We start from the raw sequence: 20,724 nt of genomic DNA on the forward strand, positions 1-20,724 counted from the left end.
ACCTCCGCACGGCGAGATGGCCCAGGTAACGGTTCGCCAGATCGTCGACCGGACCACCCCCGCCAAGACGGTGACCGCCATCCACAACAACAACCTTGAGTCCCATGAGCGTGCTCCTCGAAGACGAGTATTCAACTCCGCCGGCAGCCCGTGGTGGACCCTCAGGCCGCTACGCGGAGACCGAGCCCCGAAGGCCGGTAAACCGATAGCTTGGAGGGCCGGAGAGCTCGCTCGGCTTCGTTGTTGGTCATCGGTGTCGCGAGGTCGTTCATGAACCTGAGGATCGACTGTTTGTGGGTGGCGAAGGCGGTGACAAGGTTGAACGATCGGCGCTCGTGGTAGCCGCGTTTGCGATGGGTCGGTTCGGGGTTGACGGCGAGACCTGCGGCGACGAGGTCGTCGTAGCGTTTGGAGAACTTCCGGCGCAGCCCTGCCGGGAGCGATTCCTCACCGCGGTCTCTCGCCTGGTGGCAGGCGTTGTTGATCTCGACCAACAGCGCGGCGAGGCCGGCCGCCCAGGCGGTCTGGGTGGCAACGACGGCGACGTCGGCAAGATCGCGTAACAGGTGGGCTCCGCACGCTTGATGTTTGGCCCGTTTGAGTTTCCAGTACATGGCCAGACGGTCGTGCACGAGCACTCCCCGGTAGCCGAGGAGGACTCCCATCTCCTCGATCGCCGCCTCTCCTCTGGTCAGCGAAGCGTGGATGAGGGTGTAAAGCGGTGTCGAGATGACGTGCATCCAGCAGTTCTTGGTCTCCAGCCGGTCGGAGGTTTCATCGACGTGCAGGACCGCCATGCTGGTCAGCAGCCCCACCAGCGCAGTGATGAACCCGCCGAGGCGCCGGCCGGCCTCCGCGAAGATCGAGTCGACCGCGCCCGAAGAGATGTCCAGGCCGAACAGGTCGCGCATCGCCTCGACAACCCGGCGGTTGGGGATGTGCTGGCGGCTCAGCAGATACGAGACGATCGATCTGGCCCGCGGTCCGTAGCTGACCGGAGCCCGCGCCTGTGCCGGGAACGCGGCCGTTGTCTCGCATCCGCACCCGCACAGATAGGTGTGCGCCCGATGCTCGATCACGACCGGCTTGACCGGCGGGACTTCGATCACCTGGCGGCGACGGTAACCGCGGTCGGCCGAGGGGTCGAGACTCGAACCGCACCCCGCGCACTGCTGGGGGCGGTGCTCGACGATCTCGTCGGGCGTGTCTGACATCTCCAGCGTCGTTCCCCGCGAGCCGGTCTGCTTCCCCTGCCGCCGCTTGGCACCGCCAGCAGCCTGTGCCTTCTTCTTGCGTTCCTCGGCTTGGCGCTGGCGTTCGGCCGCCGAGTCCCGAGACGGCGGCTTGCCGGAGTTCCCCGAGTTCTGGCCGACAATACGCTCGAGCTCGGCGACACGAGCGCGCAGCCGGTCCATCCCGGCGACCTCGGACTGCAGCTGCTCGATGATCTTCGCCTGCTCGACAACGAGCGCGGCCAGCTCGTCATACGTCGGCCGCTGCTCGTCTGCCACATGAAAAGTCCAGCAAACTCAACGGGAAATCGCGAGCACCGTCGACCTGCAAACGCGCTGGTCACGCTCGTATTTCAGAAGTTCCTTGCGCGAGGCAGCCCAGAGGACGTGAACAGTTACGAGGAAGGTACGTCGCGCCCTCGCAGCGATCCAGCATCCACAGGTTCTGGTTATAAGCACACATGGGCCTGGCGGCCCACCCGTGAGGGATGGAATGCTGTGGTCGGGCTGGCCGTGGCAGACATCGATTGAGATTGACGCCTCGAGCCCGTTTATAACGTGATGCGGGGAGCCTGAGGGACCCTTGAGTGCGCTGCGAGCGCGTATCCCAACTTCTTGTGCCTGGGTCCCTGCCGCGGTCCAGCCCTAACCACTGTCGTCACGAAAGGAGCTGGACATGAAACAGCAGTGTGACCGAGTCGCGGGGCTTGACGTGCACCGGGACACGGTGGTTGCTTGTCTCCGATTGGGGCGGGGCGACGACCCGGAATTGAAGCGGAAGAAGTTCTCGACGACCACAGCAGGGGTCGCCAATCTCGCCGCTTGGATGGCCGACTTTCAGGTCACTCGGGTGGTCATGGAGTCGACCGGGGTGTACTGGAAATGCGTCTACTACCCACTCGAAGGACTCTTCAACGAGCTATGGCTGGTCAACGCCGGACACGTGAAGAACGTCCCCGGACGGAAGACCGACATCGCCGACGCAGAGTGGCTGGCTGATGTCGCGGCCCATGGCATGGTGCGACCGAGCTTCGTGCCGCCGCCACCGGTGCGCGTACTCCGTGAGATCACCCGTTACCGCAAGACCCAGATCGTGGCCAGAGCACAGGAGATCCAGCGGCTCGACAAGGTTCTCCAAGACGCCGGGATCAAGATCTCCTCGGTCGCGTCGAACGTGTTGGGCAAAGGAACCCGGGCGATGATCGAGGCACTCATCGCCGGCGAGCGGGATCCCGCGGTGCTTGCCGACATGGCCAAGGCACGGATGCGGGCCAAGATCCCCGCGCTCACCGAGGCGCTCGTCGGACGTTTCGCCGCTCACCACGGCGCGGTCGCCCGCGCCATTCTCGATCACATCGACTTCCTCGACGCCGCCATCGCAGGACTCGACGGGCAGGTCGCCAGCCGCCTCGGAGCCTTCGACAGCGCTGTGACATTGCTAGAGACCATCCCCGGCGTCGCCCGCAGGACAGCCGAGACGATCGTCGCCGAGACTGGTGCAGACATGGCCCGGTTCCCGACCGCGACCCAGCTCTGCGCGTGGGCGGGAGTGGCTCCGGCGAACCACGAGTCCGCGGGCAAACGCCGCCCAGCCGGAACACGCAAAGGCGCCAACTGGCTACGGCGATCGCTAATCGAGGCGGCGAAAGCAGCCAGTCGCACCAAAGACACCTACCTCGCTGCTCAATACCGCCAGATCGCCGCGCGCCGCGGGCCTAACAAGGCCACCGTCGCGGTCGCACATTCGATCCTCTTCGCAGCCTGGCACATGCTCAGCAACGGCGAGACCTACAACGACCTCGGTCGCGACTACCTCACCCGCCGTGACACCGAGGCCGAAACCTGTCGCCTCCTCAGCCGCCTCGAGGCGCTCGGACACTCAGTAACCATCAGCCCAGCCGCTTAGCCCACCACGAGCCCTAATGGGTGGAATAGCGGGGCTTCGCCTCGCTCCGCTAGCGCGCGCTCAGGCGTCGTGGCATCAGGGGGCATTCCATCCCAACTCACGTTCTTCACCTGTTTGGCGTTGACGAGCCACACGCTGAGCCCAGCGCCTTCAAGGACGTAGAAGAACGGGCGCCAGTAGTCCGAGGTCGACTCCAACACGACCCGCTCCACCCGCTCGGCGACGAGACAGCCAGTTCCAGTAGTCGGTGATCCCCTTGGTGGTTGCCTTCACCTCCCACACCTTGGTCAACCGCCTCCCCGGTCCGGCCGGGCGGGGAACTCGGGTGCAGACCATGCCCGTCGCCTTGGCGACATCGATCGCGGCGACACGTTCCACGATCTCGACACCGTCGTCGGCTTCCAGTTCCTGCGGGCCGTCCATCATTGTCTCCTCCTCACGTGGGGTAGGTTCGCGATGTGGGCCTGCCCGGGGGTCCGGTTGGGAACTCGAAAGTCTGACCGGCGTGCTCGTAGCAACAATGCGCGACCCTTCAACAAGGGGTCCCGGCGCCAGGCTGACACTGCGGCCTCTGAGGCCAAAGAAGCGACGGCGTCGGCGGGTAGGCCCACACACCACTTTCTCGCCCTGGGCGACCTCGCCGCAGGCGATGCTGGGGCTTACCTGAAAGCCGCGCTCGGCCAGATGGCGACCGGCGCCGCCAAGACCGACACCTTGCTCGGTGAGCGCTACCGCCGGCTGGTCAAGCGGATGCCGAAGAAGGAGGCCCTCGCTGCGCTCCAGCGCTCGATCCTGGTGATCATCTTCCACCTGCTGTCGGACCCGACCGCCACCTTCAACGACCTCGGAGCCGACTTCTACACCCGCCGCATCGACCACAAGCGTCGCACCGACCACCTCGTCCGCCAGCTCGAGGCGCTCGGCCACCACGTCAACCTGACGCCCGCCGCCTGAACCGGCGACCGAACCAACAGCGCTGCCCGACCCGACACAGTCGGGGCTGGCGCCCCGAGTGGGGCTCCGCCCCCGCACCCCGCCAACCCACCGCGGCGAGGCCAGACCACCGCGCTCACTTCACCGTTGTAACTTTCCGGTCAGTCGGGGTTTAGGGAAGTCCGGGGTCTCAGGGGACGAGCACTGGCGGCGGGTACGCAGCCCGGGCGTCGACGAGGGCCTGCCACTCGACGAGCCGCCTCGGGCACCCGACGCAGAGGGCGCCTACGGTCACCCCGTCCCGGCCGTACGCCAGGACGAACCGCCCCTCCTCGACGCTGCCCTCGGCCACGGTCACCTCGTCGCCGGGCCGGGCGATGCCGACGAACTGCAGTTTGACACCGAACTGGTCCGACCAGAAGTACGGGGTGGGAGCGTAGGGGCCGGCGACGGCCGGGCCGTGCACGAGGGCCCGCACGGCGTGGGCTGCTTGCTCGCCGGCGTTGGTCCAGTGCTCGGTCCGGAGGCTCCCGTAGCGGGGGTGGTCCCAACGTGCCACATCACCTGCTGCCACGACGCGGCCGTCGCCGCCGAGTGCCCGGCAGGCCTCGTCGCACACGACCCCGTCGCGCAGCTGCAGGCCCGAGCCCTCCAACCACTCGGTCGCAGGCGTGACGCCGATTCCCACCACGACGACGTCGGTGTCGATCTCGGTTCCGTCGGCGAGCACGACCTTGCGGGCCCTGCCGGCTCCCTCCACGGCTGCGACCGTCGAACCCAGGTGGAGCCGGACGCCGTTGGCGAGGAGCTGCTGGCGCACGAACCCTCCCGCGGTGGCCCCCAGCACGGCGCCGAGGGGCGGGTCGAGCGCGTCGACGAGGGTGACGTCGAGGCCGAGGCTCCGGCAGGAGGAAGCCACCTCGCAGCCGATGAAGCCGGCCCCGACGATCGCCACGCGAGTGGCCGACGCCAGCTCGGCCCGCAGCCGGGCCACGTCGTCCACCGTCCGCAGCAGGTGGACCCCGGCGAGGCCGCCGGTGCCGGGCAGGGCTCGCGGGGTGGCTCCCGTGGCGACCACCAGCCCGTCGAAGGCGAAGCTGCTCCCGTCGTCGCCGGTGACCTCGCCACGCCGGAGGTCGAGGCCGGTGGCGCGGCGCCCGAGCACGACCTCGACGCCCAAGCCGTCCGGGAGCCGGAGGCGCGCTCGCTCGGCGTCGAGCGCCCCGGTGAGGACCTGCTTGGAGAGCGGGGGCCGGTCGTAGGGCGGCCAGTGCTGCTCGGCGCCGATGACCGTGAGCGCGCCGGTGTGGCCTTCCCGCCTCAGGGCCTGGGCCGCGCGGACCCCGGCCAGGGATGCTCCTACGACGACTACGGGTGCAGCGGGATCAAGGATCATGGCCCCGACAGTAGACCGAGCGGCCGCCAGCCGATAAGATAACGAACGCGATCTGTCACACGTAACAGACGTCACACATAACGGACTACACACCTACAGGCCCCGCAAGGTATTGGAGACCAATGACATCCACCAATGAGGCGACCGAGCTCCACACCGAGTCTCGGGAGAAGTACGCTCAGCACGCCAGGTCCTGGGACACCGAGATCGCCCCGGTGACCGACTGGGCCACGGACTTCGAGGTCCTCGACCCCGACTACGTGCTCCACCCCGAGGAGCGCTGGGCCGAGCAGCGGGAGCGCTGCCCGATCGCGTTCACGGAGCGGCGCCAGCGCAGCTGGCTCCCCGTCAGGTCGGCCGACCTGCAGGCGATCGCGCAGGACGTCGAGCACTTCTCATCTCGTGACATCGCGGTGGTCTCCCCGTTCGAGGGCCATGTCATCAACGACATCTTCCCCGTGCCTCCGATCAGCTCGGACGCCCCCGTGCACACCTGGGCCCGCCGCCTCCTCCTACCGGCCTTCGGGCCGTCGGCGATCGAGAAGATGACGCCGATCACCAGGGCACTGGCGAGCTCACTGATCGAGGAGCACTTCTCCGGTGGCTCCGGTGACGCAGCTGCCGACTACGCCAGGCACATCCCGGTGCGGATCATCGCCACGATGCTCGGGATCCCCCTCGAGGACGAGGAGATCTTCACCGGCTGGGTCGTGCGGACCCTGCAGGAGGGCTTCCAGAACATCGACCGGGCCATGGACGCGCTGGGCGAGATGACGGACTACTTCGCCGCGAAGGTGGCGGAGCGCCGCAGCACGCCGGAGGCGGAGCGCCCCGACGACGTGCTCAGCATGCTGATCGCAGCCGACACCGAGCAGCCGATGACCGACGAGCACCTGCTCGGTACCTGCTTCCTGCTCCTCATCGCCGGGATCGACACCACCTGGAGCGCCATCGGGTCCAGCCTGTGGCACCTCGCGACCCACCCCGAGGACCAGCAGCGGCTGCGGGACGAGCCGGACCTGATCCCGCTCGCGGTGGAGGAGTTCCTGCGGGTCTACAGCCCCGTGACGATGGCGCGCTACGTCACCGACGACGTCGAGTTCAAGGGCTGCCCGATGAAGAAGGGAGACAAGGTGCTAATGGCGTTCCCTGCGGGCAACCGCGACCCAGAGCTGTTCGAGGACCCCGACGAGGTCGTCATCGACCGGAGGAAAAACCGCCACGCTGCGTTCGGCATGGGCATACACCGCTGCCTCGGGTCCAACCTGGCCCGGATGGAGATCAAGGTCGCCATAGAGGCCTTCCTCGACAACGTCCCGACCTTCGAGCTGGCCGACCCCGAGGCCGTCAGGTGGAACGGCGGCCAAGTGCGAGGCCCCCGCTGTGTGCCGATCCGCTTCTGAGCGGGCAACGTCGAGGAAGAGGGAAGATCTGTGATGGAGACGAGAGCGGCAATCCTGTGGGAGCCCCACACCGAGTGGAGTGTCGAGGACATAGAGCTCGACGAGCCGAGGGCCGGGGAGGTCAACGTCAAGCTGGCAGCCTCGGGCCTCTGCCACTCCGATGAGCACCTGATGACCGGCGACATGGTGCTCGACGACGCAACAGCCGCACTGGTTGGCATCGAGCAGTTCCCCGTCATCGGGGGCCACGAGGGCGCCGGAGAGGTCGTCGAGGTGGGCCCGGGTGTCACCACGATCGCCCCCGGCGACCACGTGGTGCTCGGCTTCATCCCCTCGTGCGGGCGTTGCCCTTCGTGTGCCCGGGGACGTCAGCAGCTCTGCGACCTGGGAGCGTTCCTGCTGGCGGGGCGGCAGGTCGGCGACCTCACCGCGAGGCACCACGCCAAGGACGGGCGGGACCTGGGGATCATGTGCTGCCTGGGGACGTTCTCGCCCTACACGGTGGTCAACGAGGCGAGTTGCATCAAGATCGAGCCTGACATCCCCCTGGACCGTGCGGCCCTGGTGGGTTGCGGGGTGACCACGGGTTGGGGCTCGGCGGTCTACGCCGCCGACGTCCGTGCAGGTGACACCGTGGTGGTGATCGGCCTCGGAGGGATCGGTATGAACGCGGTCCAAGGTGCCGCCTTCGCCGGAGCCCGCCACGTGGTGGCGGTCGACCCGATCGAGTCGAAGCGCGAGCGTTCTCTCGTCTTCGGTGCCACCCACACGGCAGCATCGATCGAAGAGGCGCAGGCGCTCGTCGGGGAGCTCACCTGGGGAGCCAACGCTGATCGTGCCATCCTGACCGCCGGGGTGGCGGAGGGCAAGTTGGTGGCACCGATGATGTCCCTCATCTCCAAGGGTGGCCGTGCAGTCGTGACCGCCGTCGCTCCGATCGAACAAAACCAGGTCGACCTGAACCTGTTCGACCTGGCGATGCAGCGCAAGGAGCTGGTGGGTTGCATCTTTGGCAACGCCAACCCGCGACGCGACATACCCCGGCTTCTCCGGCTCTACATGGACGGTCGCCTGAAGCTGGACGAGCTAGTCACCAACACCTACGACCTCGGCCACATCAACGAGGGCTACGAGGACATGCGCAACGGCACCAACATCCGAGGTGTCATCGCCTACTGACGGTGGCGCCGGGTCGGCCACCCGCCCGGCGCCCAGGCTGCGCGGGAGAGCCCGGGGGTCCTTCGGGCCTCCGGGCTCGGGACCGAACGCAGCTCCTGACCCCTCCGCTGACGGCCCGAGCGACCAGGGGGACGCGCCATTGCACGAGCGACACCGGATCGAGTAGACCAATGAGACGTAGCGGTGACAGTGTCGCACGGGGAGGAATCGAAGTGACGCAGACGGTCGCTCACGAGAGCAACGAGTCCGAGGAGGCGTTCGCTGAACGCGCTCGGACGTTCCTGAGGGCCCACGCGGCGCCGCGAGCCGCTGAGGAGCGCTTCGTCTGGGGCAAGGGGTCGGACGCCCCGACTATGTTCGAGAAGCTCGACCGGGCCGCGGAGCTGCGCGCGCTGGCCGAGGCCAAGGAGTGGCGGGCGACGAAGTTCGACGCCGGGTTCGCGTGGATCATGGGGCCGCCCGCGTTGGGCGGTGCGGGCCTCGATCGCCGGTACCAGGACATCTGGGACCGCCTGGAAGCAACCTATGACGTGCCGTCAGGCTCGTACTTCGGGATCGGCCTGGGCATGGTCGCGCCCACCATCCTCGCCCATGCCCGAGAGGAGGTGGCCGCCGACCTCCTGCCCAAACTCCAACGCGCCGACCTGGTCGCCTGCCAGCTGTTCAGCGAGCCGGGAGCCGGGTCGGACCTGGCCAGCCTGCAGATGCGAGCGGAGCGAGACGGTGACGAGTGGGTGCTCAACGGCCAGAAGGTCTGGACCTCGGGAGCCCACTACAGCGACATCGGCGAGGTCATCGCCCGGAGCGATCCCGACAAGCCGAAGCATCGCGGGCTGACGGGATTCATCGTCGACATGCACGCGCCCGGCGTCGACGTTCGACCGCTTCGACAGATGACCGGCGGTTCCAACTTCAACGAGGTGTTCTTCACCGACGTCCGGGTGCCGGACCGCTGGCGGCTAGGCGACGTCAACGACGGATGGCGGGTCGCGCTGACCACCTTGATGAACGAGCGGGCCTCCATAGGGGGCGGCGGCGTCGGGGGCGGCGGATCCGGCATGGTGCGCCTAATTGAGATGGCCCGCCACTTCGGGGTGGCCGACGACCGGCTGGTCCGCCAGGAGCTCGCCCGCGTCCACATCGAGGACCAGGTGCGTCACTGGACGAGCGCGCGCGCCATGGCCTCTCTCAGCGCCGGGCGTACGCCCGGGCCCGAGTTGTCGATCGGCAAGCTCGGCCTCATCCGGACCATCCAGGCCACCTGCGACCTTGTGGCACACATCCTCGGGCCGCGGATGGTGGTCGACACCGGGGAATGGGGCACCTTCAACTGGAGCGGGTACGTGCTCGGCGCTCCCGCCATGCGGATCGCCGGCGGTTCCGACGAGACCCTCCGCAACATCGTCGGTGAGCGGGTGCTCGGCCTCCCGAAGGAGCCAGGGATCGACACCACCAGCCCCTACCGCGACCTCAAGGTGGGGACGCAGGCTCGATGACCGGGGGTGGCGCAGCTCCCGCCGGAGCGCCGCGGCCAGGTGACGGGCAACGGCTTCCGGGAGGCCCGCGGTGAGCCCCCCCGGCGGGGAGGATGCTCCGAGGATCCCGCTGCTGCCCCCCGAGGAGGCCGGGAGGCGGGCGGAGGAGTCAGGCCTCCTGCCGCTGTTCGCAGATCTGTCGGTCTTCCGGATGGCGCTGCACAACCCGCCTGTGGCCAAGGGCCTCGGTGACCTCCTCTGGACGCTGCTCGGCAGCGGCAGGCTGGACGCCCGGCTGCGGGAGCTGGTGATCATGCGGATCGGATGGGTCACCGGCTCCGAGTACGAGTGGAGCCAGCACTGGCGGGTTGCCAGCCAGTTGGGCCTCGAGCCCGACGACGTTGTCGGTGTGCGCGACTGGGAGCGCCATCCCGGTTACGGCGAGCGCGAGCGGGCGATCCTGCAGGCGACCGACGACGTCATCGGGACGGGGGTCGTGGCCCCCTCGACGTGGGCGCTCCTGCGCCGGCACTTCGACGACGACGGCGTCCTCTTCGAGATCGTCGTCGCCATCTGCAACTGGCAGCTCTTCGCCAACCTGCTGCGGTCGCTCCGGGTGCCCCTGGAGCCGGGCGTGGAACCTTGGCCTCCCGACGGCGCGCTCCCGGGGTCCATGCCGTCGGCCGGAGCCGGGCGGTGACGGGGGCGACGGCGCGGGCGTTGGTCCTGGAGGCACCCCGGCGGCTGGTCGAGAGGGAGATGGCGCTGCCGGAGGTCGGCGAGGACGGGGGGATCCTGCAGGTGGAGGCCTGCGGGCTGTGCGGGACCGACCACGAGCTCTACACGGGAGCCCTCAACCCGGGTTTCGCCTTCGTACCCGGCCACGAGGTGGTGGGCACGATCGTCGAGATCGGGGACAGGTCGCGGCAACGCTGGGGGGTAGGCGAAGGCGACCGCGTGGCGGTCGAGGTCTTCCAGTCCTGCCGGTCCTGCCGGGCGTGCCGGAGCGGGACGTACCGCCGGTGTGAGCAGCATGGGCTGGCGGACATGTACGGAATGATCTCGGTCGACCGACAGCCCGGGCTGTGGGGCGGCTACGCCACCTACCAGTACCTGGCCCCTGACTCGATGCTCCTGCCGGTCCCGGGCTCCCTGCCGGCAGAGGTTGCGGTGGCGTTCAACCCGGTGGGCGCCGGGATCCGCTGGGGAGCCACCCTGCCAGGCACGAAGGCGGGGGACGTCGTGGCGGTACTCGGCTGCGGCATCCGAGGCCTCGCCGCCGCCGCCGCGGCCCGGGTCGCCGGGGCGGCCTTCGTCATGGTAACGGGTGCAGGCGAGCGGGACCACCAGCGCCTCGAGCAGGCGGGTGGGTTTGGCGCCGACGTCGTGGTGGACGTGCTGGAGGAGGACCCGGTGGCCGTCCTGCGAGCCCGGAGCGGCAGCGCGGGTGCGGACGTGGTGATCGACGTGACCGCCAAGGCGCCGTCGGCGTTCACCCAGGCGATGGACCTCGCCGCACCCGGGGCCTCGGTCGTCGTCGCCGGCACGCGGGGCGGCGAGGTGCCCGGCTTCAACCCGGATGTCCTCGTCTACAAGGAGCTCCGGGTGCAAGGGGCGCTCGGTGTCGACGTCGTCGCCTACTCGGCCGCCCTGGACATGCTGGCGTCGGGGCGCTTCCCCTTCGCAGAGTTGTCGCGATGCACCGCGGGGCTCGACGAAGCCGAGGAGCTGGTGGCCACGATGGCAGGCGAGCGGTCCTCGCCACCGGTGCACGGGGTCATCGTCCCTTGACCCCGCCTGTCAAGGTAGGGGTCGCCCCGCCGAGCGCGATGTCCGACCAGGACGGGTTGGCGTCCACGCTGGCGGCGATGGCCGAGGCCGGGTTGGACCACGCGGTGGTCGGCGACCATGTCAGCTTCCTCGGGGGCTTCGGGATGGACGGGCTGGTGCAGGCCACCGCCCTTTCCATGCTGCACCCTGTCCTGCCGGTCCACACCTGCGTCTACCTCCTCGGCTTGCGTCACCCCGTGCTCGCCGCCCGCCAGATCTCCACCCTGGCCAGCCTGGCTCCGGGACGTCTCGTCCTCGGGGTGGGGCTCGGGGGAGAGGACCGTCACGAGGTCGAGGTATGCGGTGTCGACCCGCTCTCGCGCGGGCGACGCATGGACGAGTGCCTCGCGCTGCTGCGCCCCCTCCTCGAGGGCAAGGGGGTGACCCATGCCGGCGAGTTCTTCCGGCTGGAGGACGCCAAGGTGCTGCCGGCGGTCCCTCTGCCCGTCCCGGTCCTCGTCGGCGGCAGGTCGAGCGCGGCCGTGCGGAGGTCCGGCCGGTACGGCGACGGATGGCTCGGGATCTGGGTGTCGCCCCAGCGCTTCGCGGCCGCCGCCGCGGAGGCCGGCGAGGCGGCAGCAGGTGCCGGTCGGGACCCGGGCGCACTCGGCCACGCGCTCACCGTGTGGTGCGGCTTCGGTGACGACCCCGACGAGGGTCGTGCGGCGGTGGCACCGGTCATGCAGAGCCTCTACGGGTTGCCCTTCGCCCGCTTCGAGCGCTACGTGCCCGTCGGTCCGGCGGAAGCCGTGGCAGACGCGCTTCGCCCCTACATCGAGGCGGGATGCCAGTCTTTCAGCCTCCTGGCCCAGGGCTCCTCGAGCGAGGCTGTGGTGGGGGCAGCCGCTCAGGTGCGGCGGATGCTCAACTGATCGTGCAGATCGCCGGGACGAGGTAGGTGCGGAGGTACTCCCGCTGACCCTCCCGGGTGCTTCGGTGGCCACCGTCGACAGCCACGAACGAGAGGATGCAGCGCAGGATCCACTCCGAGGCGCCCACCACCACCACCACCACCACCACCACGTCGACGCCGGCTCGTACCTCGTCGTGGAACCGCGAGAAGTACGGACGGAAGAAGGACGTGATCCGTTCGAACAACGCCATCGACGACTCCGCGGCCATCAGCGCCGGGCGAGTCCCCTCTTCGGGCCGGAGGAGCAGGGAGAGGCTGGCGTTGCGCCGGGTGGCCCCCTCGGTCAGGACGATCCACTCGACGATCACGTCCGCCAGGTGCTCCAACGGGTTGAGCTGGACGCGGATCTGGCTCAGGTGCTGGTCGGCGTGGCGGAGGACACCTGGAGCACCAGATGGTCGCGCCCCTCGAAGTAGCGATACACGGTGGCCCTCGACGCTCGGGCCCTCTGGGCGATCACCTCCACCGTGGTCTTGGAGAAGCCGAGATCGGCGAAGCAGCTCTCGGCCGCGTCGAGCAGCCGAGAGCGTGCCGCACCGGTGTCGTCGGGTATGTCGCTGCCCCATCGAAGGTTGGCCACCGTGGTCTCCAGGCTCGGTCGGCCGCGCCCGTGCGGGAGCCGGTACGAGACGCCGGGTGCGTGTTGTCGAGCCCCTACGTGATCTGATGCGGCTCTGGCGGGATGCTACCCGCTGCCGACCTGTTGCCAGGCACGCGACAGGAGTTGTGGTCTGTCGCGTCGTACTTGCTAGCATGGCGGCTCGTGGATACAACAGCGCAGTCCGGGCGCATCGCATTGGAGCCCGGCTACTTCACCGTCCCCGAGGACAACCTGGAGCCGCCGCGCCTGATCGGCTCCTACTCACCGGAGGCGGAGACGTACTTCTGGCCGAGGCGGCGCCGGTGCCCGCTCACCGGGTCGGCGGTGACCGACGTCGAGCTGGCCAACCGGGGCGTGCTGTACTCTTGGACCTACATACTGGTACCCCGAATGGGGAAGCTGGTCTTCTCCGAGACCGGGGGGTACGGCGTGGGCCAGGTCGACCTCCCGGAGGGCCCACGCATCCAGGGTCCACTGCTGGGTGAGCAAGGCGACTGGGAGATAGGCATGCCGATGGCCCTCACGTTGATGCCCGTAGGCACCGACAAGGAAGGTCGCAGCCTTGTCACGTACGCGTTCGAGGTCGCCCGATGATCCGCGACGTGTACGTGATCGGCGTCGGAATGCACCCCTTCGGAGCGCCGATCGTGTCCGCTGCCGACATGGGCTTCGTCGCCGGCGTCGCCGCCCTGGAGGACGCCGGGATAGCCTTCCCCGAGGTCGGCGCCCTGTACAACGGCTACCTCGGGTCGGGGTTGACCACCGGAGTTGCGATGGCGAAGGACCTGGGTCTGACCGGGCTGCCGGTGAACCACGTGGAAAACGCATCAGCCACCGGCTCCTCTGCCTTCCGCGAGGCGGTGCAGGCGGTGGCGGGGGGTGGCTGCGAGGTGGCGATGGCCATCGGCTTCGACGACATGAACAAGATGTCGGGCCTGGGCGGTAGCGGCCCGCGCGTCGAGGGGGTCATCCTGCCTGCCGCCTACTTCGCGATGTGGGCCGTCCGGCGGATGCACGATAAGGGCACGACCATCGAGACCTTCGCGAAGCTGGCCGCCAAGAACTGGAACCATGCGCGGACGAACCCCTACGCCCAGCGCCAGGCCGACCACGAGGTGACCGTCGAGGAGGTCCTGGCCGCCACGATGATCGCCTACCCCCACACCTCCAAGATGGCGTGCGCATCCGGGGCCGGCGGCGCCGCCGCCGTCGTGGCGTCGGGGGAGTACGTGGAGCGTCTCGGCGCCGGGTCGAGGGCCGTCAAGGTGATCGCTTCCCAGCAGCAGTCAGAGCGCTACACCGACGGCCACGTGTTCCTCGGGGCCGTGATAGGGCCGAGTGAGATGACCCAGACGACCGCCGCCGCGGCCTACGAGGAGGCGGGCCTGGGCCCCGGGGACCTGAGCCTGGTCCAGGTGCACGACGCCTTCCCGATCGAAGAGCTGATGTACTACGAGCTGCTGGGCATCTGCCCGGAGGGCGAAGGCGACCGCTTGATCAGCGAGGGGGCAACGTCGCTCGGTGGCCGGATCCCGTTCTCCACCGACGGTGGGCTCACCGCCCGCGGGCACCCGGGTGGGCCGACCGGCCTGGCCCAGATCCACGAGACCGTCACCCAGCTGCGGGGTGAGGCTGGCGGTCGCCAGGTCGAAGGTGCCAGTGTCGGGTTGGCGCACATGTGCGGTGCCGGCTCGGTGTGCGTCATCCACATCCTCCGCCGCCCGTGAAATCCGACTCCAACCAACGATCGCACGAAAGGATTGACAAGTGAACGAGCTCGAAGGCAGGGTCTGCATAGTCACCGGTGCCGGCCGAGGCATCGGTCGTGAGCACGCGCTGGCCATGGCAGCAGAGGGGGCCAAGCTGGTGGTCAACGACCTCGGTGGGGGTGTCGACGGCGCCGGGGCGGACGCCGGCCCCGCCAGCGAGGTCGTCGAGGAGATCCGCTCGATGGGAGGTGAAGCGGTCGCCAACACCGACTCGGTCACCTCGTGGGAGGGGGCCCAACGCCTCATACGCTGCGCGGTCGACACCTTCGGTGGCTTGGACGTGCTGGTCAACAACGCCGGCATCCTCCGAGACCGGTTCCTCGTCAACATGACCGAGGACGAGTGGGACGCGGTCATCGCCGTCCACCTCAAAGGGCACTTCGCGCCGGCCCGATGGGCGGCGGCCTACTGGCGGGACAAGTCGAAGGAGATCGGCGGCCCGGTGGGCGCCGCGGTCGTCAACACGGCCTCCGCTGCGATGCTCGGCAACGCGGGACAGACCAACTACTCGGCGGCGAAGGCGGGCATCGCCGCCATGACCCTCACCATGGCCATGGAGCTCAAGCGTTACGGGGTGCGGGTCAACGCCATCGCTCCGGTAGCTCGCACGCGGATGACGCTGCAGACGCCGGGCCTCGGGGACACCATCGCCCCACCCACCGACCAGGCCAAGTTTGACATCTGGGACCCGGCCAACGTGTCTCCCATGGTCGCCTATCTATCGACGAAGGACTGCCCGGTGACCGGCGGCGTCTTCCACGTGGGCGGCAACGAGGTGGCGTTGTTCCACGGCTGGGACGTCCCGAAGGGGGGCTTCATCGTCGCCGAGGACCGGTGGGCGATAAGCGACCTCGCCGGGGCGGTCCCCAAGCTGCTCGACGGGCGGTCGGAGCTGGCATCGGTCAGTGTCGGCACCTCGAGCCTGCTCGGCGACTTCGGCAACCGCAAGGGGATCTGACGTGTCGACGATGACGACGCGACCCCTGGCCGAGCAGGTGAGCGCCTGGGTGGCCGAGGCGTGGAGCCCGGACCTCACCGTGCGGGAGTGGTGGCAGCGCCTGGCCGATGCCGGCTACTCCAACCCGATGCTGCCACCCCCCTACGGCTTGGGGGTCGGGCAGGACGAGGCCGTGACCGTCGGCCGCGAGCTGGCCCGCGCCGGCGTCCTCGGGCCCCCTGGCGGCCTCGGGCTCATGCTCGCCGCGCCGACCATCGCCGTCCACGGGACCGATGAGCAGAAGGAGCGCTTCCTGCCGTCCATCCTCAACGGTGAGGCCGGCTGGTGCCAGCTGTTCAGCGAGCCAGGCGCCGGCAGCGACCTGGCAGGGATCCGCACCCGCGCGCAGCGCGACGGTGACGAGTGGGTGGTCGACGGCCAGAAGGTCTGGACCAGCACCGGTCAGCACGCCGATTGGGGCATCCTGATGGCCCGGACCGACCCGGACCTGCCGAAGCACAAGGGGATCTCCTACTTCCTCTTCCCGATGCGCCAGGACGGCGTGGACGTGCGACCGCTGCGGGAGATGACCGGCCGGTCGCTCTTCAACGAGGTCTTCATCACCGCGGCGCGGGTGGGTGACGACTGCCTCCTCGGCGGCCTCAACAACGGCTGGGCGGTGGCCAACACCACGCTGATGTTCGAGCGCTCGGGCATCGGTGGGGGCGGGACCTCGTTCTCGGCGGCCATCCCCGGCACCGTCGCCGGCCACCTCGACCGCAAGGTCTCCGAGTTCCTGGGGGAGCGGGGCAGCCTCGGGGCGCTCGAGATGGGCCCCGGCTTCGTACGCCACCTCATCGAGGTGGCCCGGGAGCAGGGGCGCCTCACCGACCCGCTCATCCGCCAGGACCTGGCGTCGCTCTACACCCGGGTGGAACTGATCCGGCTGGGCATCGCGAGGGCCAAGTCCGGGTCCGGACAGACGGGGGCGGAGGGCAACCTGGCGAAGCTGGCCATGAGTGATGCACTCCGGGCAGGCCGGTCCCTGGTCGGCGCACTGCTCGGGCCGGCGGCCACGCTCTGGGGGCCGGAGTCGGCGACCGGGGGCGCCCTACAGGAGATGATCGTCTTCTCGCCCGCGCCGTCCATCTTCGGTGGCACCGACCAGATCCAGAAGAACATCATCGGCGAGCGCGTGCTCAGGCTACCGAAGGAGCCGGGGCCTGCGAAGGACACCCCGTTCCGCGATCTGCCCACGGGTGACCGGTGAGCGGCCTCCGGTACGACGCCAAGGGCGAGGGAGGCGACGACGATGAGCGATGACGTCACCGGCATTCTCGGGATGGAGTACCCGGTGCTGGCCTTCAGCCACTGCAGGGACGTGGTCGCGGCGGTCAGCCGTACGGGTGGCTTCGGCGTGCTCGGGGCGGTAGCCCACTCTCCCGAGCGCCTCGAGGTCGACCTGGCCTGGATCGAGGAGCACTGCGGGGGCCGGCCTTACGGCGTCGACCTGCTCCTCCCGGAGAAGTACGTGGGTGCGGGGGAGGGCGGCCTCGACCGCGAGGCGCTGAGCAGCATGCTGCCCCCCGAGCACCGTCACTTCGTGGACGAGATCCTCGAGCGCTACAAGGTACCCCCTGCCATCGACGAGGCAGAGGCCAATGCCGGCTTGTCGCTCAACATCTCCCCGGCAGGCTACGAGCCCCTGCTCGAAGTCGCCTTCGGGCACCGGATCGGGCTGCTGGCCAGCGCCCTCGGGCCGCCTCCCGCGGAGGTGATCGAGCAGGCCCACGCCCGGGGCGTCAAGGTCGCGGCGCTGGCAGGCAGCGTGCACCACGCCAGGCGCCACGCCGAGGCCGGGGCGGACCTGATCATCGCCCAGGGCACCGAGGCGGGCGGCCACACCGGTGAGATCGCCACGATGGTGCTCGTGCCCGAGGTAGTCGACGCCGTCGCCCCGGTGCCAGTGCTGGCCGCGGGGGGCATAGCCCGCGGCCGGCAGGTCGCGGCTGCGATGGCGCTGGGGGCGAAGGGGGTGTGGACCGGCTCGGTGTGGCTCACCACCGAAGAGGCCGAGACCCAGCCGGCGGTGAAGGAGAAGTTCCTCCGTGCCACCTCCTCGGACACGATCCGGTCCCGCTCTATCACCGGCAAGCCGGCGAGGATGCTACGCAGCGCGTGGACGGACGCGTGGGAGGCGCCCGATTCGCCCGGGACCCTCGGAATGCCTCTCCAGCCGCTCCTCGTGGGTCCCGCGTTGGCCCGCATCAACCGCGCCGCCCACCAGCCCGGTACAGGAGCGAACCAGCTGGTCAACTACTTCGTCGGGCAGGTCGTGGGCTCCCTGACGGCGGTCCGCCCCGCCAGGCAGGTCTTACTGGACATGATGGAGGAGTATGCCGACGTCATCCGGGGGCTTTGCGGCGGCCAGCCGTGACGGACCCCGTGGTTGGCCGGACCGGCACCTCCGTGAGTGCTCGGCCGGCACCGGGCGGGGACGACTGGACCGAGCCGGGCATCTTCGAGGTGGCCCCCGGTGTGCACCGGATACCGCTGCCCCTTCCCAACGACGGCCTGCGGGCGGTCAACGTCTATGCCGTCGTCGGCCCTGACAGCCTCGAGCTGATCGACTCGGGTTGGGCGATACCGGGAGCGCAGGAGGTCCTCTCCGAGGCCCTCGGTGACCTCGGAGCCTCCCTCGGCGACATCCGGCGCTTCCTCGTCACCCACGCGCATCGCGACCACTACACCCAGGCGGTCGAGCTCCGGCGCCACCACGGCAGCCGGATCGCCCTGGGGGCCGGAGAGCGCCCGACACTGGAGGAGGTCAACCGGCCGGGGCGCAAGCCTCTCGAACCCCAGTTCCGGCAGCTCCGGCGCTATGGCGCCGCCGGCCTCGCTGCAGCGTTGGCAGGCGGGATCGCGGAGCATGCCGGCGGCACCGAGGAGCCCGGCGGGGAGGGCCGCTCCAACTGGGAGGACCCCGACGACTGGTTGGAGGAGGGCCCGCTCACCCTCGGCGACGGACGGGTCGTCGAGGTGGTGGAGACCCCGGGCCACACGCGGGGGCACGTCGTGTTCCACGACCGGGAGGGGGGCCTGCTCTTCGCCGGCGACCACGTCCTGCCGGCGATCACCCCCTCGATCGGCTTCGAAGCCGTGCTCTCCCCGAACCCCCTCGGGGACTTCCTCGGCTCCCTGGCCCTTGTCCGGGGCCTTCCCGACGCGACGCTGCTCGCCGCGCACGGCCCGGTCGCCCCAAGTGTCCACACCAGGATCGACGAGCTGGTGCAACATCACGGTCGGCGCCTGGAGCAGACCCTGGCGGCGGTCGGGCGCGGGGCTGACACCGCGCTCGAGGTTGCCGGGCAGCTGCTCTGGACCCGCCGGCAGCGCAAGCTGGGCGATCTGGACGCCTTCAACCAGATGCTGGCCGTGGCAGAGACCGGCGCTCACCTCGAGCTCCTGGTGTCCCAGAGCCGCGTCTGTCGAACGCTCGACGACGGCGTCTACCGCTACTGGGAAGGCGCAGCATGACCGCCCGGCAACCCAGGCCGGCCGGCGGAGAATCGGTATCACACCCTAGAGAAGGAGGCACGTCGTGTCGACGGTAGAGCAAGTGACTGATGTAGCGACTGACTACGACATATTCGATCCCGGCTACGTGGTCGAGCCGTACCCGGTGTGGGCGGCCCTCCGCCAGCGCTGCCCTGTGGCGCACACCGACCGGTGGGGCGGCTCCTGGCTGCCGACCCGCTACGACGACGTGGTCGCCTTCGCCCGCGACGTCGAGCATTTCTCGTCGGAGAGCGTGACGGTCACCCCGGCGATCGAGGGGGTACCGGGCATCCCCGCGGACATCAAGGCCCCTCCGATCACCTCGGACCCCCCCGAGCACCACTGGGCCCGGCGGCTCATCCTGCCGGTCTTCGCCCCGCAAGCGGTGGCCAGGTACGAGCCCTACACCCGCGAGCTTTGTGCGAGCCTGGCGGCGGAGATCGCGGCGCGCGGCGCGGGTGACGGAGCGGCTCAGTACGCCCAGTACATCCCGGTGCGGGTCATATCGAAGATGCTCGGTGTCGACGAGTCGATGGCCGACGACTTCACCGGGTGGATTCGCGGCGCCCTCGAGTTCGGACTGACCGACCCGAAGGCCCAGGAGGCGGCCTTCCTGTCGATCTTCAACTTCCTCACCGCCGAGATCGCCACCCGCCAGGCCGCCATCGCGGCGGGGACCGCCGGCGACGACATCATCAGCTACTTGTTGCAGCAGACCGTCGACGGCGAGCCGGTGCTGGTGGACCACGTCCTCGGGACCTGCGTGCTCATCCTCGTGGCCGGGATCGACACGACGTGGTCGTCGATCGGGTCGGCGATCTGGCATCTGGCCACCCACCCTGAGGACCGGCGACGCCTGGTGGCCGACCCGTCGCTGGTCCCGGTCGCGGTCGAGGAGCTCCTCCGGGCGTACAGCCCGGTGACGATGGCCCGGTTGGCGACCTCCGACGTCGAGTTCGCCGGCTGCCCGATCAGCAAGGGAGACCGGATCTTGATGTCGTTCCCGGCGGCCAACCGCGACCCGGAGCAGTTCGAAGATCCCGACACGGTGATCATCGACCGTGAGGTCAACCGCCACGTCGCGTTCGGGGTCGGGATCCATCGCTGCGCCGGGTCGAACCTGGCCCGGATGGAGCTGCGCATCGCGGTGGAGGAATGGTTGAAGGCCATCCCGGAGTGCGCGCTGGCCGAGGACGACGAGACCACATGGGCCGGAGGCCAGGTCCGCGGCCCGCGCCACCTGCCCATCGTCATCACCGGGGGAGCAGCCAAATGAAGGTGCAAGTGATCGCAGAGCAGTGCCAAGGACACAACCGGTGCGCTCTGTCGGCCCCGGAGCTGTTCGAGATCGACGACCTCGGTTACGCCAGCGCGAAGGGCGACGGCGTCGTGCCGCCGGGCCTGGAGGCCAAGGCCCGCCTGGCGGCGGCCAACTGTCCGGAGCAGGCCGTGGTCGTCGAGGAGTAGAGGGGGTGGCGATGCGTCAGGCTGCTCTCCGACAGGAGCCAGCCTGAGGCCTGCGCCGCCTCGCCCGCCACCAGCGACTCAGGTCCAACACCTCACGTCCAGCCCGTCACGTCCCAGGGAGAAAC

21 protein-coding genes are annotated in these 20,724 nt (G+C 69.4%); 16 read left to right on the plus strand and 5 right to left on the minus strand.

Going from position 1 to position 20,724, the window contains the following annotated elements:
* Nucleotides 1–161: 161 nt before the first annotated feature.
* Nucleotides 162–1,511 carry an IS66 family transposase gene (tnpC, locus tag K6U06_RS24005; protein ID WP_262324522.1) on the minus strand — a complete coding sequence of 450 codons (1,350 nt, stop codon included), beginning with the start codon at nucleotides 1,509–1,511 and terminating at the stop codon, nucleotides 162–164.
* Between the two features lie 397 nt (nucleotides 1,512–1,908).
* Here tnpC and K6U06_RS24010 point away from each other — a divergent pair, with 397 nt between their 5' ends.
* Nucleotides 1,909–3,138: an IS110 family transposase gene (locus K6U06_RS24010; protein ID WP_262324523.1), complete on the plus strand. Its 1,230-nt coding sequence runs from the start codon at nucleotides 1,909–1,911 to the stop codon at nucleotides 3,136–3,138.
* A gap of 150 nt (nucleotides 3,139–3,288) precedes the next feature.
* Here the strand turns inward: K6U06_RS24010 and K6U06_RS24015 are convergent, their stop codons facing one another.
* A complete protein-coding gene (locus K6U06_RS24015) occupies nucleotides 3,289–3,561 on the minus strand; it encodes a hypothetical protein (protein ID WP_262324524.1) in 273 nt (90 codons plus the stop codon).
* Between the two features lie 261 nt (nucleotides 3,562–3,822).
* Here K6U06_RS24015 and K6U06_RS24020 point away from each other — a divergent pair, with 261 nt between their 5' ends.
* Nucleotides 3,823–4,092: a hypothetical protein gene (locus K6U06_RS24020; protein WP_262324525.1), complete on the plus strand. Its 270-nt coding sequence runs from the start codon at nucleotides 3,823–3,825 to the stop codon at nucleotides 4,090–4,092.
* A 169-nt stretch (nucleotides 4,093–4,261) separates the two neighbouring features.
* Here K6U06_RS24020 and K6U06_RS24025 read toward each other — a convergent pair whose 3' ends face one another.
* Nucleotides 4,262–5,467, minus strand: a complete 1,206-nt coding sequence (locus K6U06_RS24025) for an NAD(P)/FAD-dependent oxidoreductase (protein ID WP_262324526.1) — start codon at nucleotides 5,465–5,467, stop codon at nucleotides 4,262–4,264.
* A 122-nt stretch (nucleotides 5,468–5,589) separates the two neighbouring features.
* Here K6U06_RS24025 and K6U06_RS24030 point away from each other — a divergent pair, with 122 nt between their 5' ends.
* The 6 genes from K6U06_RS24030 to K6U06_RS24055 all read left to right on the plus strand — a co-directional run bounded on the left by K6U06_RS24030 (nucleotide 5,590) and on the right by K6U06_RS24055 (nucleotide 12,226).
* Nucleotides 5,590–6,870: a cytochrome P450 gene (locus K6U06_RS24030; RefSeq protein ID WP_262324527.1), complete on the plus strand. Its 1,281-nt coding sequence runs from the start codon at nucleotides 5,590–5,592 to the stop codon at nucleotides 6,868–6,870.
* A gap of 33 nt (nucleotides 6,871–6,903) precedes the next feature.
* Nucleotides 6,904–8,049 carry an NDMA-dependent alcohol dehydrogenase gene (locus K6U06_RS24035; protein ID WP_262324551.1) on the plus strand — a complete coding sequence of 382 codons (1,146 nt, stop codon included), beginning with the start codon at nucleotides 6,904–6,906 and terminating at the stop codon, nucleotides 8,047–8,049.
* Between the two features lie 212 nt (nucleotides 8,050–8,261).
* A complete protein-coding gene (locus K6U06_RS24040; RefSeq protein WP_262324528.1) occupies nucleotides 8,262–9,545 on the plus strand; it encodes an acyl-CoA dehydrogenase family protein in 1,284 nt (427 codons plus the stop codon).
* 70 nt (nucleotides 9,546–9,615) lie between these two features.
* The gene (locus K6U06_RS24045; protein WP_262324529.1) at nucleotides 9,616–10,224 is read left to right on the plus strand and encodes a carboxymuconolactone decarboxylase family protein; all 609 of its coding nucleotides are present in this window, start codon (nucleotides 9,616–9,618) and stop codon (nucleotides 10,222–10,224) included.
* Between the two features lie 59 nt (nucleotides 10,225–10,283).
* Nucleotides 10,284–11,315 (plus strand): zinc-dependent alcohol dehydrogenase, encoded by a 1,032-nt coding sequence (locus K6U06_RS24050; protein ID WP_410051143.1) that lies wholly within the window; start codon nucleotides 10,284–10,286, stop codon nucleotides 11,313–11,315.
* A complete protein-coding gene (locus K6U06_RS24055; RefSeq protein ID WP_262324531.1) occupies nucleotides 11,312–12,226 on the plus strand; it encodes an LLM class flavin-dependent oxidoreductase in 915 nt (304 codons plus the stop codon). The genes K6U06_RS24050 and K6U06_RS24055 overlap by 4 nt, the downstream gene beginning before the upstream one ends.
* Here K6U06_RS24055 and K6U06_RS24060 read toward each other — a convergent pair.
* The gene (locus tag K6U06_RS24060) at nucleotides 12,219–12,593 is read right to left on the minus strand and encodes a hypothetical protein (protein ID WP_262324532.1); all 375 of its coding nucleotides are present in this window, start codon (nucleotides 12,591–12,593) and stop codon (nucleotides 12,219–12,221) included. The two genes, K6U06_RS24055 and K6U06_RS24060, sit on opposite strands and share 8 nt — an antisense overlap.
* A 26-nt stretch (nucleotides 12,594–12,619) precedes the next feature.
* Nucleotides 12,620–12,847, minus strand: coding sequence for a TetR/AcrR family transcriptional regulator (locus K6U06_RS24065; RefSeq protein WP_262324533.1), 228 nt, complete (start codon nucleotides 12,845–12,847; stop codon nucleotides 12,620–12,622).
* Nucleotides 12,848–13,030: 183 nt separating this feature from the next.
* On the opposite strand from K6U06_RS24065, the gene K6U06_RS24070 reads away from it, so the two are divergent.
* The 8 genes from K6U06_RS24070 (at nucleotide 13,031) to K6U06_RS24105 (ending at nucleotide 20,599) form a co-directional block, all read left to right on the plus strand.
* Nucleotides 13,031–13,462: a Zn-ribbon domain-containing OB-fold protein gene (locus tag K6U06_RS24070; RefSeq protein ID WP_262324534.1), complete on the plus strand. Its 432-nt coding sequence runs from the start codon at nucleotides 13,031–13,033 to the stop codon at nucleotides 13,460–13,462.
* A complete protein-coding gene (locus tag K6U06_RS24075; protein ID WP_262324535.1) occupies nucleotides 13,459–14,595 on the plus strand; it encodes a thiolase family protein in 1,137 nt (378 codons plus the stop codon). Before K6U06_RS24070 ends, K6U06_RS24075 begins: the two co-directional genes overlap by 4 nt.
* 40 nt (nucleotides 14,596–14,635) lie before the next feature.
* A complete protein-coding gene (locus K6U06_RS24080) occupies nucleotides 14,636–15,595 on the plus strand; it encodes an SDR family oxidoreductase (protein WP_262324536.1) in 960 nt (319 codons plus the stop codon).
* Between the two features lie 10 nt (nucleotides 15,596–15,605).
* Nucleotides 15,606–16,844 (plus strand): acyl-CoA dehydrogenase family protein, encoded by a 1,239-nt coding sequence (locus K6U06_RS24085; RefSeq protein WP_262324537.1) that lies wholly within the window; start codon nucleotides 15,606–15,608, stop codon nucleotides 16,842–16,844.
* 42 nt (nucleotides 16,845–16,886) lie between these two features.
* Nucleotides 16,887–18,011 carry a nitronate monooxygenase gene (locus K6U06_RS24090; protein WP_262324538.1) on the plus strand — a complete coding sequence of 375 codons (1,125 nt, stop codon included), beginning with the start codon at nucleotides 16,887–16,889 and terminating at the stop codon, nucleotides 18,009–18,011.
* A gap of 32 nt (nucleotides 18,012–18,043) precedes the next feature.
* Nucleotides 18,044–19,111 carry an MBL fold metallo-hydrolase gene (locus tag K6U06_RS24095; protein ID WP_262324539.1) on the plus strand — a complete coding sequence of 356 codons (1,068 nt, stop codon included), beginning with the start codon at nucleotides 18,044–18,046 and terminating at the stop codon, nucleotides 19,109–19,111.
* Between the two features lie 82 nt (nucleotides 19,112–19,193).
* Nucleotides 19,194–20,408 (plus strand): cytochrome P450, encoded by a 1,215-nt coding sequence (locus K6U06_RS24100; protein ID WP_262324540.1) that lies wholly within the window; start codon nucleotides 19,194–19,196, stop codon nucleotides 20,406–20,408.
* On the plus strand, nucleotides 20,405–20,599 hold the full coding sequence (locus K6U06_RS24105) for a ferredoxin (RefSeq protein ID WP_262324541.1): 195 nt from the start codon (nucleotides 20,405–20,407) through the stop codon (nucleotides 20,597–20,599). Before K6U06_RS24100 ends, K6U06_RS24105 begins: the two co-directional genes overlap by 4 nt.
* Nucleotides 20,600–20,724: the final 125 nt, after the last annotated feature.

Origin of the sequence: Acidiferrimicrobium sp. IK (assembly GCF_025499425.1) — a bacterium.
Lineage (GTDB): Bacteria > Actinomycetota > Acidimicrobiia > Acidimicrobiales > Palsa-688 > Acidiferrimicrobium.

Bases quoted from the DNA above. Each gene is read 5' to 3' on its own strand.
- K6U06_RS24010 (WP_262324523.1), top strand. From the start codon at position 1,909: ATGAAACAGCAGTGTGACCGAGTCGCGGGGCTTGACGTGCACCGGGAC.
- K6U06_RS24075 (WP_262324535.1), top strand. From the start codon at position 13,459: ATGATCCGCGACGTGTACGTGATCGGCGTCGGAATGCACCCCTTCGGA.
- K6U06_RS24090 (WP_262324538.1), top strand. From the start codon at position 16,887: ATGAGCGATGACGTCACCGGCATTCTCGGGATGGAGTACCCGGTGCTG.
- K6U06_RS24085 (WP_262324537.1), top strand. From the start codon at position 15,606: ATGACGACGCGACCCCTGGCCGAGCAGGTGAGCGCCTGGGTGGCCGAG.
- K6U06_RS24025 (WP_262324526.1), bottom strand. From the start codon at position 5,467: ATGATCCTTGATCCCGCTGCACCCGTAGTCGTCGTAGGAGCATCCCTG.
- K6U06_RS24030 (WP_262324527.1), top strand. From the start codon at position 5,590: ATGACATCCACCAATGAGGCGACCGAGCTCCACACCGAGTCTCGGGAG.
- K6U06_RS24015 (WP_262324524.1), bottom strand. From the start codon at position 3,561: ATGGACGGCCCGCAGGAACTGGAAGCCGACGACGGTGTCGAGATCGTG.
- K6U06_RS24035 (WP_262324551.1), top strand. From the start codon at position 6,904: ATGGAGACGAGAGCGGCAATCCTGTGGGAGCCCCACACCGAGTGGAGT.
- K6U06_RS24105 (WP_262324541.1), top strand. From the start codon at position 20,405: ATGAAGGTGCAAGTGATCGCAGAGCAGTGCCAAGGACACAACCGGTGC.
- K6U06_RS24050 (WP_410051143.1), top strand. From the start codon at position 10,284: ATGGCGCTGCCGGAGGTCGGCGAGGACGGGGGGATCCTGCAGGTGGAG.
- K6U06_RS24020 (WP_262324525.1), top strand. From the start codon at position 3,823: ATGGCGACCGGCGCCGCCAAGACCGACACCTTGCTCGGTGAGCGCTAC.